11 protein-coding genes are annotated in these 15,319 nt (G+C 39.1%); 5 read left to right on the forward strand and 6 right to left on the reverse strand.

Annotated elements, in window-relative coordinates; translation table 11 throughout:
• Nucleotides 1-6: 6 nt before the first annotated feature.
• On the reverse strand, nt 7-2,769 hold the full coding sequence (gene ligD / locus K2F45_RS16360) for a DNA ligase D (protein ID WP_248931893.1): 2,763 nt from the start codon (nt 2,767-2,769) through the stop codon (nt 7-9).
• 310 nt (nt 2,770-3,079) lie between these two features.
• On the opposite strand from ligD, the gene K2F45_RS16365 reads away from it, so the two are divergent.
• Nucleotides 3,080-3,643, forward strand: coding sequence for a YciE/YciF ferroxidase family protein (locus K2F45_RS16365; protein WP_153848118.1), 564 nt, complete (start codon nt 3,080-3,082; stop codon nt 3,641-3,643).
• Nucleotides 3,644-3,831: 188 nt separating this feature from the next.
• Here K2F45_RS16365 and K2F45_RS16370 read toward each other — a convergent pair whose 3' ends face one another.
• Entirely contained in the window at nt 3,832-4,017 is a 186-nt protein-coding gene (locus tag K2F45_RS16370; protein ID WP_075993108.1) for a hypothetical protein, read from the reverse strand.
• A 246-nt stretch (nt 4,018-4,263) separates the two neighbouring features.
• Between K2F45_RS16370 and K2F45_RS16375 the strand changes: the two genes are divergently transcribed.
• The gene (locus K2F45_RS16375; RefSeq protein WP_248931894.1) at nt 4,264-4,548 is read left to right on the forward strand and encodes a hypothetical protein; all 285 of its coding nucleotides are present in this window, start codon (nt 4,264-4,266) and stop codon (nt 4,546-4,548) included.
• 164 nt (nt 4,549-4,712) lie between these two features.
• Here K2F45_RS16375 and K2F45_RS16380 read toward each other — a convergent pair whose 3' ends face one another.
• On the reverse strand, nt 4,713-5,213 hold the full coding sequence (locus K2F45_RS16380; RefSeq protein WP_248931895.1) for an RNA polymerase sigma factor: 501 nt from the start codon (nt 5,211-5,213) through the stop codon (nt 4,713-4,715).
• 413 nt (nt 5,214-5,626) lie between these two features.
• Here K2F45_RS16380 and K2F45_RS16385 point away from each other — a divergent pair, with 413 nt between their 5' ends.
• The gene (locus K2F45_RS16385; protein ID WP_120333750.1) at nt 5,627-5,779 is read left to right on the forward strand and encodes a lmo0937 family membrane protein; all 153 of its coding nucleotides are present in this window, start codon (nt 5,627-5,629) and stop codon (nt 5,777-5,779) included.
• 52 nt (nt 5,780-5,831) lie between these two features.
• On the opposite strand, the gene treZ is transcribed toward K2F45_RS16385, so the two are convergent.
• The 3 genes from treZ to treY are packed head-to-tail and all read right to left on the reverse strand — an operon-like array spanning nt 5,832 to nt 13,976.
• On the reverse strand, nt 5,832-7,649 hold the full coding sequence (gene treZ / locus K2F45_RS16390; RefSeq protein WP_088161926.1) for a malto-oligosyltrehalose trehalohydrolase: 1,818 nt from the start codon (nt 7,647-7,649) through the stop codon (nt 5,832-5,834).
• Between the two features lie 13 nt (nt 7,650-7,662).
• The gene (gene glgX, locus K2F45_RS16395; protein ID WP_145330725.1) at nt 7,663-9,771 is read right to left on the reverse strand and encodes a glycogen debranching protein GlgX; all 2,109 of its coding nucleotides are present in this window, start codon (nt 9,769-9,771) and stop codon (nt 7,663-7,665) included.
• Nucleotides 9,772-9,779: 8 nt separating this feature from the next.
• Nucleotides 9,780-13,976: a malto-oligosyltrehalose synthase gene (treY, locus tag K2F45_RS16400; protein ID WP_248931896.1), complete on the reverse strand. Its 4,197-nt coding sequence runs from the start codon at nt 13,974-13,976 to the stop codon at nt 9,780-9,782.
• Between the two features lie 205 nt (nt 13,977-14,181).
• Here treY and K2F45_RS16405 point away from each other — a divergent pair, with 205 nt between their 5' ends.
• Both K2F45_RS16405 and K2F45_RS16410 read left to right on the forward strand, forming a co-directional pair.
• The gene (locus K2F45_RS16405) at nt 14,182-14,664 is read left to right on the forward strand and encodes an adenylyltransferase/cytidyltransferase family protein (RefSeq protein WP_083663667.1); all 483 of its coding nucleotides are present in this window, start codon (nt 14,182-14,184) and stop codon (nt 14,662-14,664) included.
• A 15-nt stretch (nt 14,665-14,679) separates the two neighbouring features.
• Nucleotides 14,680-15,162, forward strand: a complete 483-nt coding sequence (locus K2F45_RS16410) for an adenylyltransferase/cytidyltransferase family protein (RefSeq protein ID WP_201669027.1) — start codon at nt 14,680-14,682, stop codon at nt 15,160-15,162.
• Nucleotides 15,163-15,319 lie beyond the last annotated feature (157 nt).

The following is a 15,319-nucleotide window of genomic DNA, read 5'->3' on the forward strand; positions in this document are numbered from 1 at the left end:
ATGCGTTTATTTCGTATATTTTTCAATTACTTTTTTGAGATCAATACCTTTACCAAGGACAGGCTTAAAAATATCACCTTCACTATTCATCCTTTCTATGGCATTCAAGAGATGAAAATCACTTATTTTCAGCCCCTTCTTAACTTCATCCCAATGAAGCGGCATAGATACCGTTGCACCGGGTTTAGGACGGACAGCGTAGGCTGCAGCAATGGTTGCATGGGGTCTATTCTGTAAAAAATCCAGATACATTTTTCCTTTCCGATCCTTAATGGACCGTTCTAAACTGGTGAACTTGGGCAACTCATTATGAACTAATGTGACAATCACCCTGGCAAATTCCTTGGACTGATCATAGGTGTATTTCCCCCCGAGCGGAATATAGATGTGAAGGCCAGTAGAACCGCTGGTCTTACAATAACTTGGAACGCCCATATCATCTAGGATGCTCTTCGTTACCTGTGCTGCCTCAACGACCTGATTAAAGGAATTTTTATCCGGGTCTAAATCGATAATACAGAATGATGGATTTTCGGGCTTTTTGACCGTACTACTCCAGGGGTTCATCTCAATGCAGCCAAGATTGACCATGTAAAGCAGCGTCGCTTCATCTTTTCCGACCAGATAATGCTTATCCTTGTTATCAGTCTCGCTATGGTAAAGATATGTCTCCGCCCAGTCCGGAGCAGTATCCGTTACGTTCTTGAAATAGAAACCTTCACCTTCAATACCATCGGGAAATCTGTTCATGCTTTGGGGACGATCTTTTAGATAAGGCAATATAAATGGAGCTGCCTGATAATAATAATTGATAAGATCTCTTTTTGTTATTCCCTCTTTTGGCCAAAAGATCTTATCTAGGTTCGTGAATTTTAACTCATGCCCATTGATCTTTTTGACCTGCGTATTATCTTTCGGATTCAATAGGGTCTTACGCTCACCTTTACTTCGCGGTTTAATCATTTTATCTTCCATGTCATTAACGAATTCTGCTATAGGAGATTCCTCCTCCAAAATAACTTTCTTAGGACTTTTGTCCTCGCGTATTCCATCAAAAGAAGGATGCCGCATTACGCCATCACTTGTCAATTCCGTAAAACTAACCTCACAGACGAGCTCGGGTTTAAGCCAGGTCACCGAGGCGTGTGGTGGATTGGGTCTAAAGCGTGATGGTTTGTTTAAATCTGGTTCTTCACTGAAAGGCGTTTTAGAAATGATCAGCGGTTTAAAACGCTGCATCATCTGCTTCTGTAATTTTTCATCGAAACCTGTACCGACTTTACCTGTATAGACTAATTTTTTTCCTTCATAGACACCTACAAGAATACTACTGAATAACTTACTGGAGTTATCATTCAGCATGTATCCGCCTATCACGACCTCCTGCCTTTTATTCGCCTTGATCTTTAGCCAGTCCTTTGAACGGTTATGAACATGGTATATACTATCTTTTCGTTTGGCCATAATTCCTTCAAGGCCCAGTTTCCTGGCTTCTTCGAGGAACTGGGTTCCCGAAGTTTCAAAATGTTCACTGACTAGAATACTTTTCCGTTCTGGTAAGATTTCCTTTAATATAGTTTTTCGTTCAAGCAGCGTAAGATCTTTTAAATCTTGCCCATTGTACCAGAGGATATCAAATACGTAATAAACCAGATCGCCATCTGCTTCACTGCGCCAATTTTGTAAAGACCCGAAATTGGCCTTTCCGTTTTCACCAAGCACCACTACTTCCCCATCCAATATGGCATTTAATCCAAGCTCCTTTAAATTGTCATAAATGGGATAGAATTTTTCATTAAAGCTTTTATCGTTGCGAGACTTCAATTCCACTTCCCCTTTGTTCATAAAAGCTACCGCCCGATACCCATCCCATTTTACTTCATAGATCCATTCTTCATCATCAAAAGGCTTATCGACCAATGTGGCAAGCATGGGCTCAATGTGGGAATAGAATTTTTGCTTTGGTGTATTTTTTAACAAATCTTGAAGATCTGTTTTTTTCGAAGATTTATTTTTTGGAACTGCATCAAGCTGATCATTGATAAGCTCAGATGCTTTGGCTTTTACGGAGCGTTTATCTTTAACGGTACTGTCTTTTTTAATGATACGTTCTCCATATACATGATCTGGAGATTGCTCCATCTGCGCAATGGATTTGCCAGATAGCACCGACTTATCTTTCGTCGTAATGTCTTTTTCACTGGCATATTTATCATCCAGTTTTATCAGCAGCCAGCCGTTATCTCCCCTGCCCTTGGCTTTAACAAGAGCAAATTCACCTTTGAGTTTTTTGCCATTGAGTTTGAATTTTAGCTTACCAGAATACAGCTGATGTAAAAGTTCTTTTTCTTGTTTCGGAACATCCTTAAAATCGCCTTCAGCAGGTTCATAGCTACCTTCGTCCCAGACAATAACTGTACCGCCGCCGTATTGCCCTTTTGGGATGATTCCTTCAAAATTCCGATAATCATAGGGATGGTCTTCAACCATCATGGCAAGACGTTTTACACCTGGATCGACTGAAGGCCCCTTAGGTACCGCCCAGCTTTTCAGAACACCATCCATTTCAAGACGAAAGTCATAATGGAGATGTGAAGCATCGTGTTTCTGAACCACAAAGCGTAATTCTGTTCCACTTGGTTTCCCGCCGAAGGGTTCCGGGGTTTTCTCTTCGGTACGCTTTTGCCGATATCTAGCTAATCCAGTAACTGTATCTTTAGGTGATCTGTTTCTAGCTGTTTTTCCCTGTTTTGATTTATTATCGGCCATGATCGGTATTTTAAAAATTAATATATTGGTAAATAATAAAATGCATATTACGCTACCAGTTAATTCGATTTTGATATAGCACAAAACTCAATACGAAATGGTTTTCTCTCATTTATCAAATTGCTGTTTATGGCCTGATGAATATTAATCTGAACAATATTGGCATGCGAAAGATTTTGCTACCAGGATTGTACCCAAACTTAGAAGAGAATATCGCTTTCGTTTTTATTTGATAACAGTTAAATATATTTTATTGAACTAAAGTGGTTTGGGCTGGGTTATCTATGCAATAACACTTAAAATTTTTATTATGGCAACTACGAAATCTGTACCGGCAAAAAATGCCACAAAAAAACCTTCTGGTAATACCGGAAAAATGAAAGACAGTGAATTCCACGAGTTTTTTGTCGATGAACTAAAAGACATTTATTGGGCCGAGAAACACTTAGTGAAAGCTTTACCCAAAATGCAGAAAGCTGCAACTAGCGAAAAACTCGCTGCTGCTTTTGAAAAGCATACCAAGGAAACTCAGAAACATATAGAAACACTTGAACAGGTATTTGAGCAATTGGGAGAAAAAGCTGTTGCTAAAAAATGTGACGCTATGCAGGGTCTACTTGATGAAGCCGATTCGATCATTTCTGACACAGAAAAGGATACTTTTACCAGAGATGCAGGCCTCATCCTTGCAGCACAGAAAGTAGAACACTACGAGATCGCTACTTACGGTACTCTTCGCACATTTGCAGAAACGATGGGACACGACGATGTAGCTTCACTGCTCCAAAAAACCTTAGACAATGAGAAGGATACCGACGAAGCATTAACAGGGATAGCAGGCGGTTTCGTAAACGACAAGGCTGCACAAGAATAGCTGAAATACAGCAAAAACCTTGGCCAACAGCTAAAGGCTTTTTACGAAAACAATGCGAGGTATATAGTTGTTATTTATATTCTCAACTATATTAAGTAAAATTCATGTGTGAGGGTCGGACTTGATAATCCGACCTTCATTAATTTTTAGCAAAAGCCGAAAATTAGACTTCCAAAAATGAACCGCCTTTAAGACTCGTCTTTCGTGTTCTTCACAAGACTTATTCCTGATGAGAAGAAAATAAGCGCCAAAATGCCGACTACTGCCAAATTCGTATAGGCATTACTTTTCATGATCAGTTCATAGCCGGTATAGATTAGCCCTACAATACCCAATACTGTGAGAATAGTTCCAAATATTCTTTTTACGTTCATGATGAATATATTATTTTTTTGAATCCTTTTTGCCTGAAAATTTTTCTATTTCATCCTCAAGCTCCTGCTTTTAATTACTGATATAACACGTCTCAAAAACAAATAGATTGCTTTTGCGAAATAAATTATTGGATCGCCAAAAAAACAAAAATGGTATACGACTGTTAAAATTATCGCAGATCAAAATTCCAAAATTTATGATCTGAGATAAGATCACTATAACTTTAACTTTCAATTTGTAAGATTATGAATGGTATTATTTTTCATGGTACTGAGATTCATTATGGTGGCATAGCTGAGTTCTTATTCAGCCCGGAAATTGGTTATAATGCGATGCCAGCAATTATCGAATTCCTCGGCGGCGAAAAAGCCTACGCCGAAATTATTCACGCTCTTCCTTCAGAGATCACGATTACGGTGGGTGAACATTCAACCGATAAGGAAGAGAAAGTGCCCCAGGAAACCTGGCTACTTCGCTATGATAAAAAAGAGGACAATTGGAAAATAGCTAAAAAGCTGCAGCCGGGATGAACCTTCGCCGGAGTGCAGTCATGTTCAGTTGATGAACATACGATTTCCGCAAAGGAACTATTGTTTTGAAAGTATACGAAAGAAAGGCTGACCTTAAAAGGTCAGCCTTTCGCAAATATCAAACTAAACTGAAACGTTAGCTCTTGTTTTATTTGTTGGAATTGTCAATTTAACCGGTAGACCTTAAGCTGTTTTTGCAGCTTTTTTCTTACCATATGGATTCGAGTTTTTATTGTACCTTCTGGCATATCAAAATAGGATGCAATTTCATGGTATTTATAACCATCTAAAAACAAACGAAAAATTTCATAGTTTTCCGCCGTTAAGCTGTTCATCGCCCGTTCGATATCTTCGGCCATAAACTTATTGATCCCTTTGTTGAGTTCTATTGTATTTGTACTTTCCAAGACCACATATTGATCTTGAATTTCGGTGGTACGCTTTGCTTTTCTATACTTATTGATGTAAGTATGTTTCATAATTACATATAACCAGCTCATTAGCTTCGGATGCTGAACAAAATTGTCTATGGACTTCAATGCGCGTATCCACGTTTCTTGGATCAGGTCTTCCTTTTCATCCGGATCAGCTGTAAATTTAGCAGCAAAATGATTAAGTAAACTTCTTTTTTCGGTGATGAGTATATTTAAATTGTGGTTGTTCATAACTTATCCTCTTTCTTTATTCAACTGATTGTTTAAAATGATTTTACAAGAAAAGGATAACAAGAAGAGTGCTAATTTTGAGGGCCAATTTGCATGTAAAATAAATAGCATTGTTAGTGGTAAAAATACGTTGTCCTTATTTACAAAGCCTATTAAGCAAATTTTAATGGATTTTTGCCCTTAATTTTAAATACAGATAAAAAAATAAGCAAATAATAAAAAAAGACAATAGGGTATTTATATATAGGGAAATGTTATAAATACGTTTATTCTAAAGTGTTATTTGCAAACCAGTTTGCTAGTCAGTCGCTAAAAACTGTACACTTTATTGATAACTAACAACTAACGTTTAAATTTTATCCATTCAAACCATAATCCATCGAAGGCTGTTCTACTGCAAAAACAAATATATTATGGGAAATTTATTATATATCATTGCTGTTATTTTAGTCATTATTTGGGCGTTTAGTTTCTTTGGAGGTTATGCTACAGGTAATATAATTCACGTTTTATTAGTTATCGCCATTATTGTCGTTCTGTTACGTGTCATCCGAGGGGCTGCTTAACGAGAGATAAAAATCTGATGTATGGTATATAAAATTTTTATATACCATACATCTAGATAGAAATATAGACCTGACCTGACCAAGGCTTTAGCGATGCGACAGTGATTTGAGCATAATCAGTATCTGACAAAACCGCGGCATCCATTTCATTCGTATTAAATATAATTTTCCATTGCAGATCTTCAGGCAGCGTTACCTGTTGTACAGTGGCAGAAAAATTCATCATTGCAAATAAAGAACTATCGCTTTTCTTCATCGCTAAGATAAGTACTTTTTGCTCCGGGAGGCATTTGGCCGTCATTTCATCGCGCTGTATATTTTTCAGCACAGGATTGGTTTTACGGAATGCTATCAGGGATCTATAATAAGATAAATGTTTCTGATGGACCTCGCTATCCTGTTCGTCCCAATTCAAAACGGTATTCCTAAATATCGTCTCGTCCTGCGGATCGAGAAATTCTGAATCTTCAAAAAAATCTTCAAACTCTTTTTTTCTTCCCTGTCTCACCTGCTCTACAAGTTTGGGGTCACTATGACTGGTAAAATAGGGAAAAGCTCTTTCTGTACCCCATTCTTCTCCCATGAATAGTAAAGGAAGATACGGGGATATGAACACGGCAAAGGCCATAAGTCGCGTTGTTTCTACAGGATAGAGTGAAGCCGCGCGATCGCCCATCATCCTATTGCCGACTTGATCATGATTCTGGCAGAAAACTATAAAATGATCCCCTTTGATACCGAGAGTGTCCGTTCCAAAGAATTTTTCCCGATGGGGAGAATAGTTACCATCGAATACATATGCTTTTTCATAAGCTTTTGCGAGATCGGCCAATCCACTAAATTCCTCATAGTACCCTTTTTTGGGTTCGCCCACGCTTACTCTTAAAGAGTGGTGAAATTCATCTAGCCATTGTGCGTCCATCCCGAAACCATTTTTCGCTAATGGGTCTAAAAATCGTCTATCGTTGAGATCGCATTCAATAAAAAGAAAATGGCTTTTTTCGGATTTAGCAATAATTTCATCCGTTTCCTTACGAATTTGCTGAAGGATATGAACAGCGTTAAAATCCTTGATTGCATGTACCGCATCCAAACGCAGCGCATCGATATGAAAGTCTTCAAACCACATGCGTACATTGTTCAGTACCAAATCCCGCTGTCCATGACAATAGCTATCGTCATAATTCAGCGCATTACCCCAGGGCGTATGGTATTTGTCGGTAAAATATGGGCCATAATTCGAGAAATAGTTTCCCTCTGGCCCGAGGTGATTATAGACAACATCCAAAATTACCGCAATATTGGCCTCATGACAGGAATTCACAAGCCTTTGAAATTCCGAAGCGCCACCATAGGAATGCTGCACTGCAAAAGGAAAAACACCATCGTAGCCCCAATTTCTTTCACCAGGAAACTGTGCAACAGGCATAATTTCAATAGCAGTGATCCCCAAATCTTTCAGATAGGGAATCTTTTTGATAACACCATCAAAATCATGGGATGAGGTAAATGTTCCTACATGAAGCTCGTAAATAATAAAATCAGACAATGCTGGAGGCCGATAGTCATTATCGGTCCAAGAAAAAGTAAGATCAACGACTTTTGAGGGACCATGTACACCTTCTGGCTGGGAGAGCGAAATCGGATCCGGCAATTCGTTGCCATCGACACTGATCCAGTATAAATCTCCAGCTGTTAACAAATCAGTCTCCGCGTACCAATAACCATATTGTTGGGGCTTAAGCGCGATCTCCATATCTTTTTGATAAAATCGGCAAAGCACATTCTTTGCCATTGGAGCCCATACGCGAATCTGCCAAAGGTCACCATTGCGACGAATACCCAATTGTTGAATTCCTGTCTTGCTCATATATATCCCCACTTTATTGTGACTGAAATAAAAGTATAGAACGTGAGGGCACTAAAATAGCATCTCCTGCTGAATAGTTTCCAAAGCTTTCTATCGTATCATTATTCGTATCTAAGATCTTAAACCAACCAGCACCATAATTTTCACCGGGGAGCGTGTAGGTTACATCTTCCCAATACGCATTAAATAACAGGTAAAAATTAGCATCCACGATTTTCTTTCCATCGGTATCTACTGATCTAATTCCCGCACCGTTTAAAAACACAGCGAGTGAGCGCGCATAGTCTTCCTGCCAGTGATGATCATCCATCTCAGATGCATCTGGAAGAAACCATACGATATCTTCAACACCTGTACCGCGGATAGGCAATCCTTGAAACCATTTGCGACGACAGAATACCGGATGTTCTCGCCTAAAATGGATCAATTTTTTAGTGAAGTCCAATAAAGATACGTCCACATTGTCCCAGTTGAGCCATGAAATCTCATTGTCCTGACAATAGGCGTTATTATTGCCCTGCTGTGTTCGCCCATGTTCATCGCCAGCGACAAGCATAGGTACTCCCTGGGAAAGAAATAATGTGACGAGCATGTTTCTTTTTTGTTTTTCTCTTAGGTTATTTACCGTAGAATCATCTGTAGGTCCTTCTGCCCCACAGTTCCAGGAGCGGTTGTGGCTTTCTCCATCTTTATTATCCTCACCATTAGCTTCATTGTGCTTTTCGTTGTACGATACCAGATCGTGGAGCGTAAATCCGTCATGAGCAGTAATGAAATTTATACTGGCGGAAGGTGTACGATTGTCTCCCCGGTATAAATCGGACGATCCAGTCAGGCGATTAGCAAATTCAGCGATCATACTGTCCGCTCCGATCCAATAATCGCGGATACAGTCACGATACTTTCCATTCCATTCGGCCCAACCGGCGGGGAACTCGCCGACCTGATACCCCCCTTCTCCAATATCCCATGGTTCGGCAATTAGTTTAACCTGTGAGATCACGGGATCCTGATGGATAACGTCAAAGAAAGAGCTCAATTTATCTACGTCATGGAGCTCCCGCGCTAATGCTGATGCCAGATCAAAACGGAATCCATCAACGTGCATTTCCTGCACCCAATAGCGTAAACTATCCATGATCAACCGTAGTACGTTAGGCTGGCGGGTATTCAATGTATTGCCTGTTCCAGTAAAATCCATATAATAACGTGGATCTTCAGCCAAACGATAATATGAAGCATTGTCAATTCCTCTAAAAGAGAGTGTTGGCCCCATTTCATTTCCTTCTCCAGTATGATTGTAAACGACATCAAGGATAACTTCTATCCCTGCCCCATGAAGTGCCTTTACCATTTCCTTGAATTCCACGACCTGTTCTCCATGGGTACCTGAAGCAGAGTAGCGTACATCAGGGGCAAAAAAACCAACACTGTTATATCCCCAATAGTTAGTTAGTCCTTTATCCTGTAGGTGACGGTCTGTAATAAAATGGTGTATAGGCAATAATTCTATTGCAGTGATCCCCAATTCCTTTAAGTAATTTATGGTGACAGGATGCGCCAAGGCAGCGTATGTTCCTCTTATTTCTTCGGGAATCTCCGGATGAGTTGCTGTAAAACCTTTTACATGTGTTTCATAAATCACACTTTGGTGCATCGGTATACGCGGAGGATGGTCGTCCCCCCAATCAAAATGACCGTCTATAACTACGGATTTCGGGACGAAAGGAGCGCTATCAGTTGTATCCAAACTCAAATCGTCCTCTCCTATATTGTACGCAAATAAAGCATCATTCCATTGTACGACACCCGAAATTGCTTTTGCATAGGGATCAATCAGTAATTTATGCGGGTTAAAACGATGCCCCTGGGCCGGATCGTAAGGACCATGCACACGATAACCGTATAGTTGTCCTGGTTTAATTCCCGAAACATAAATATGCCAAACTTGATGCGTCTTCTCCGTTATTTTAAATTTCTCGATTTCTTGTTGGTTCGAACTATCATAGAGATAAAGTTCGACAGCTTCGGCATTTTCGGAGAAAAGGGCAAAGTTAACCCCTTCTCCATCGTAAGTTGCGCCTAAAGGATAAGGGCTTCCAGTATTGATTTTTGTTTCCATCTTTATGTTTAACGGTTGTATAATTTTGTATAATCATTTAATCTCGCCTGAAGTTTTGGAGAAAAAGCCCTTTTCTGCATGCGCCACAGCCAATTTCCGGTCGTACTGGCAGGTCGGTTCATACGACACGATCCATCAAGATTGAGGATATCTTGCATCGCAACAATGACTGTATCTGCGACAGAAGCGTAAAGTGATCGTATGAGGACCTCATTTACATTTCCACTGTCAACAATTTGTCCAAAATAGGTATTGATATTTATTTTACTCGATGATTTAAGATCTTCACCATACCAAGAAAGTGTCGTATTATTATCGTGTGTTCCAGGATAGGCAACAGAATTTCTGCAATAATGATGTGGAATATGTGGTGAATGTGCCATATCGTTATCAAAAGCGAACTGTAAAACCGCCATGCCCGGAAAGTTGTATTGATCGCGCAGATCATATACCTTCGCATCGATATCTCCAAGATCTTCAGCGATAAAAGGCATGTCATCTAAATGAACTTTTACTTGATCAAAAAAATCCGAACCAGGACCTGTTGACCAACGTCCATTCTTGGCGGAAGTTTCTTCAAAGGGAACTTCCCAATAGGAAGAAAATGCCCTAAAATGATCAAGCCGTAACCTATCAAACAGCGCGCAATTGTGTGACAGTCGCTCAATCCACCATTTGTAGCCATCTTTTTTGAGCGATCCCCAATGATAAGTCGGCATTCCCCATAATTGCCCCGCTGCATTAAAGTAATCAGGCGGAACCCCAGCAACATTTTTAATAATACCATTTGCTCCTATGGAAAAATAGTGCGGATTGGCCCAAACATCGGCAGAATCATAGGCAACATAAAATGGGATATCACCAATAAATCTTATGCCATAATCGTATGCGTACTTTCTTATGGCATCCCATTGTCTGAAAAATAGGTATTGAAACCATTTTTCCTTTCGCAATTCATCTGCGAATTCAATTGCAAAATCGTTAAGTGCGGCGCTGTCGCGATGTTTGTATTGTGTTGGCCAATCGTACCAAGGACGATTCCCATGTCTGTTTTTTAGAACTTTGAAAAGCGCATAATCCTTAAGCCACGAAGATTCACGGTCTACAAATTCGGAGAAATCAAGCGCATGTTGAACAGAAAGACTATTAAATGCCTTCTCCAAAAGTTTGTATTTTGTGAACACTATAGCAGCAAAGTCTATTGTTTTAGAACTATTTCTTTTTAAAGTCTTTAGTTCCCCTCTTTCCAATAAGCCAAATTCTAGTAATTCGTTTAAATCGATGAATAACGGATTACCTGCTCTACTACTTAGGGTGCTGTAAGGAGAATGGTTTTGCTCAACATCTGTCGGCCCTAAAGGAAGTACCTGCCACCAGCTTTGGCCGCTATAATGCAGCTGTTTAACAAAACGACGAGCTCCGGATCCCAAATCACCAATTCCATAGGATGATGGCAATGAGCTGATATGCATCAAAACACCCGCACTACGCTTAGGTGGGGCACTTTTGTATTTTAAAATAGCCATTGGAAGATCCCTAAAAATGGCATTCACTGAAATTTCTGTGCCTTCGCCCACTATGTCAAATAGCATGTGATGCCAGGTCACGGAATGATTTACGGAAAGATGAACGCTCGTATCTGCCCAGTCAAATGAGCCAGGTACGAATTTGGAGATTTTACCGATAGCAGCCAAGTGTAGCGGAAGTACTACGATCATCCAATCATCGCCAGATCTACGCGCGAATGCCAAAATATGTTTACGATAACGACCGCTTACTTTTAATGGAATATAACTGCTATCTGATGCAAGTGCAGCATCATGCTTTCTGAGTTTTACCAATTCCCTAACTAACCATAGCTTAATTGTCCCATCGTATCTATTTTGCCATAATTGTCTAATTCGACTGTCGTTGGGCATATTTTCAATAGCCTTCAGCAGATTTTCACTTAATTGATAATCTATCGGTCGTCGATTGTCGGGATCAACAAAACTATGGTTCCAGAGTTCCGACCCCTGGTAAATATCAGGTACACCGGGACAAGTAAATTTCAAGATTTGCTGTGTAAGCGAGTTTAAAATCCCGAAATCAGCTACCGCTTCAATAAATTGATAAAAGCTCGTAAAAAATGGACGATCTTTATCAAGCAAAAAAGAGGCAAATTCCCGAACAGCGTCTTCATAGGTTAAATTTGGATTTTCCCAGCTCGAGCGCTCTTTCCCTTCGCGTAGATATTTAACCATGTAGTCCAAAAAACGTTTTTCAAATACGTCATATGCTTCTCCATGCTGTTTTTCCATTGGATAAGAGGCTACCAGCGACTGATAAATAAAATATTCATCATTCGGATGTGGGAGGTCTTTTCGATATTCATTCCAAACCACATCTTGCCAGATCTGAACCTGTTTAACCCATTTCTGAGCCATAGCAGTGAGGACTAATAAGCGACTTCGCGAATCCTCACCACGTTTGGTGTCGTGTGTAGAACTTGCATTGATGGACAGTGGCCAAAATTTTTGCCTTTCCTGCATTAATCTGTGGAATTTCTTTTTACTTAGCCCCCAGTTATCCGGATGATCGCCGACTTCATTGTGTCCTATAAAACGGTTGTATGTATACATTAACGTATCTTCCACACCCTTAGCCATTACTGGGCCCGCCAACTGCATACATCGGAGAAAAAAATCAGCCACAACAGTATGGCTCAGCGATTTTGAATCTGCCTGTGCTTGCTCAAACAGTTCTCGAAATTGATTAACCAGCTTTTGATCGAGCTCGGGCTTTCGGGTCAACTTTTTAAAAAGAGAAGACAGCAGATCAAAATTGTTTGCCACCAGTGGAAAGCTTTCGTCATATAATCGATAAACAGGGAAAAATCCTAGAAAAGAGGTTAGAATATCTTTTAAAGGCCCTAGCTTATTCGGACTTTTAACGGCTAAAAGTGATGCCAATGACCGGGCCAGGTTATTAAGCTCGCCCTGCATGTATTCATCGAGAATTATGCTCTTTTTTATATACTGTTGTTTTTTAATGGATAGATTTTCTCCAATGACTTTTCTATAATACTTATCCAATATTTTCTTTCCCGATTTACAGGAGCAAACATTATTGGAAACCGACAAAAAATCGTAGCCTGTTGTTCCCTGTATAGGCCATTCGAGTGGAAGTTTCTCCCTCTGTTCAAGTATTTTTTCAGCAACGATATAAGTTTGTGGACCGATTAATTTCCTCAAATTAAATAAATAGTCAGTAGGTTTATAAAGTCCATCAATATGATCAATCCTTAATCCATCAAACAGTTCTTCATCGACAAGTTTTTTTATCAGCTTATGAGACTGCTCAAATACATGTTTGTCTTGTACATTTAAACAAATCAATTCATTGACCGTAAAAAAACGTCTAAAATTTATACGTTGATTTGTAAACCACCAAGGACAAAGCTCATAAATCTGACTAGCTACCAGTTCGTGAATACTTTCCAGATTATTATTAAATTGATCAAGGACATGCTTTAATTTCTCATTAGAAAGGTTCTTAAAAATATGGACACGCAGCTGTCTCCATTCCTCGACATCTCCATTAGCTTGAACCGTATTTATTTGAACCAGAAGTCCACTAAAATCCGATTGGCTCTCTTTTAAATAATCATTAAGGACGAAAAAATAGGATTCAGGGGAAAGTGGATAAAGGTTTTCCTGATAAGAAAGCCGAAGACTATCGTCTGAGAAAACGACAGCAATTTCATGGTTTGAAATCGCTTCGTCTAAAGTCTTAGACAAGATAGGCACCATTAACTTTCCTTTCTCGAATAAATTGGAACTATAGCAGGTATCAAAAAAATGGCTAAATTTTGATGTCTGTCCAAATTCGAGCAGATTCATTAGCCATTCATTCGAGGGATGAAACGCCATATGGTTAGGAACAATATCCTGTAACCATTTGATATGATATTCACTTAACTCTTTTTTAATGGATCTCAGCTCGTCCAGCGTACCAAGTTCACTATTTATTTTATTCAAATTTGTGCCGTCATAACCATGCATACTCCCTGGTGTTGACTGAAAAATAGGTGCAGCATAAATTGTATCAATGCCCAGGTCTCCTAAGTAAGGAATGATTCTTTTGAAGTCGGAAAAGTTAAATTCTTTGTGAAACTGAATTCTGTAAGTAGTCTTTGGTGTATTTATAGATACATTTCTATTCATCTGCATGGCTCGCTGAATTTCATTTTAGATCAGAACGTCGGCCAGCAATTTTAGTTCATACGAATTTCAAAAAAGAGAGATGGAAAAAGGTCTAAGAAATCTGAAAATACTGCAGAAAAAAAATAATTTAAAATTAAAACGAATCTTTTTGAGCTACGTTCTACCTATACCTCTTCAATAATTGCAGTTTATAAAATAATATAAAATGAAAAAAATAGGAATTACGTTTTCTGCTTTTGATCTGCTCCATGCAGGTCACATTAAAATGCTCGAAGATGCCAAAGAACATTGCGACTTTCTGATCTGCGGCCTACAAACCGATCCAACACTTGATCGTCCAGAGAAAAACAAACCAACACAATCTGTATTTGAACGCTATATGCAATTAAAGGCATGTAAACATGTAGATATGATTATTCCATATGCAACAGAACAGGATCTGGAAGATGTACTACGTTCGTTCAAAATACATGTGCGGATTTTAGGCGATGAATATATGGATAAAGCATTTACAGGAAGGCAATATTGCGAAGAAAAAGGAATAGAATTGTATTTCAATAGACGGGAAAACAGGTTTTCGAGTTCTTCTTTACGCCGAATAATTGCATCGAAAGAAAGAGTCAGTCCGGGTTCTGTCGTGAACATAAATGAGGGAGTTAACTACGCCTTAAAGCGTATAAATGCATAAACTAATAATGAATATATGAACGTAGGTATTATTTTCGGCGTATTCGACATGTTACATGTGGGCCATATTGTTGCACTACAGGAAGCTAAGAGCAAATGTGATTATTTGGTTGTAGGACTTAAAACCGATTCAAACATACAGAATGCTGAATCCCAAGATGCAGCACAAACAATGGTTGAACGGTTTATCAAATTGGAGGGTTGTCAATTTGTTGATGAAATTATTCCTTTTGAATCGGATAAAGACATCACGGATATGCTTCAGTCGCTGCCCATTCACAAGTATTTTATAGGTGAAGAATATAAATTGGTCGATTTTTCAGGAAAGGATTATTGTATCTCGGAAGGAATCGAAATATGCTATACCAAAAACAAAAATAGGTTCTCGAGCCAATCACTTCGAAAAACTGTAAGTGATAAAGAAGCCGAAAAGGGAGAAAATGCTTTTCAGCACAAATCTGACATGCTATCCCTAAATCAACGTATACCTCAATTTTAAAGGTGTCAATATATCGGTAGCGATAAGTAGAAAGCTTGTAAATAACAATAATATCGTTAGATATGGAAAAAATCAATATTGGTATTATTACGAATTTGAGAAAGCTACTGTTCGCCTACCGTATACTTTTTTCTGAGCATATACAAAGTCCGGCAAA

Source organism: Sphingobacterium siyangense (assembly GCF_023277505.1).
GTDB lineage: Bacteria > Bacteroidota > Bacteroidia > Sphingobacteriales > Sphingobacteriaceae > Sphingobacterium > Sphingobacterium siyangense.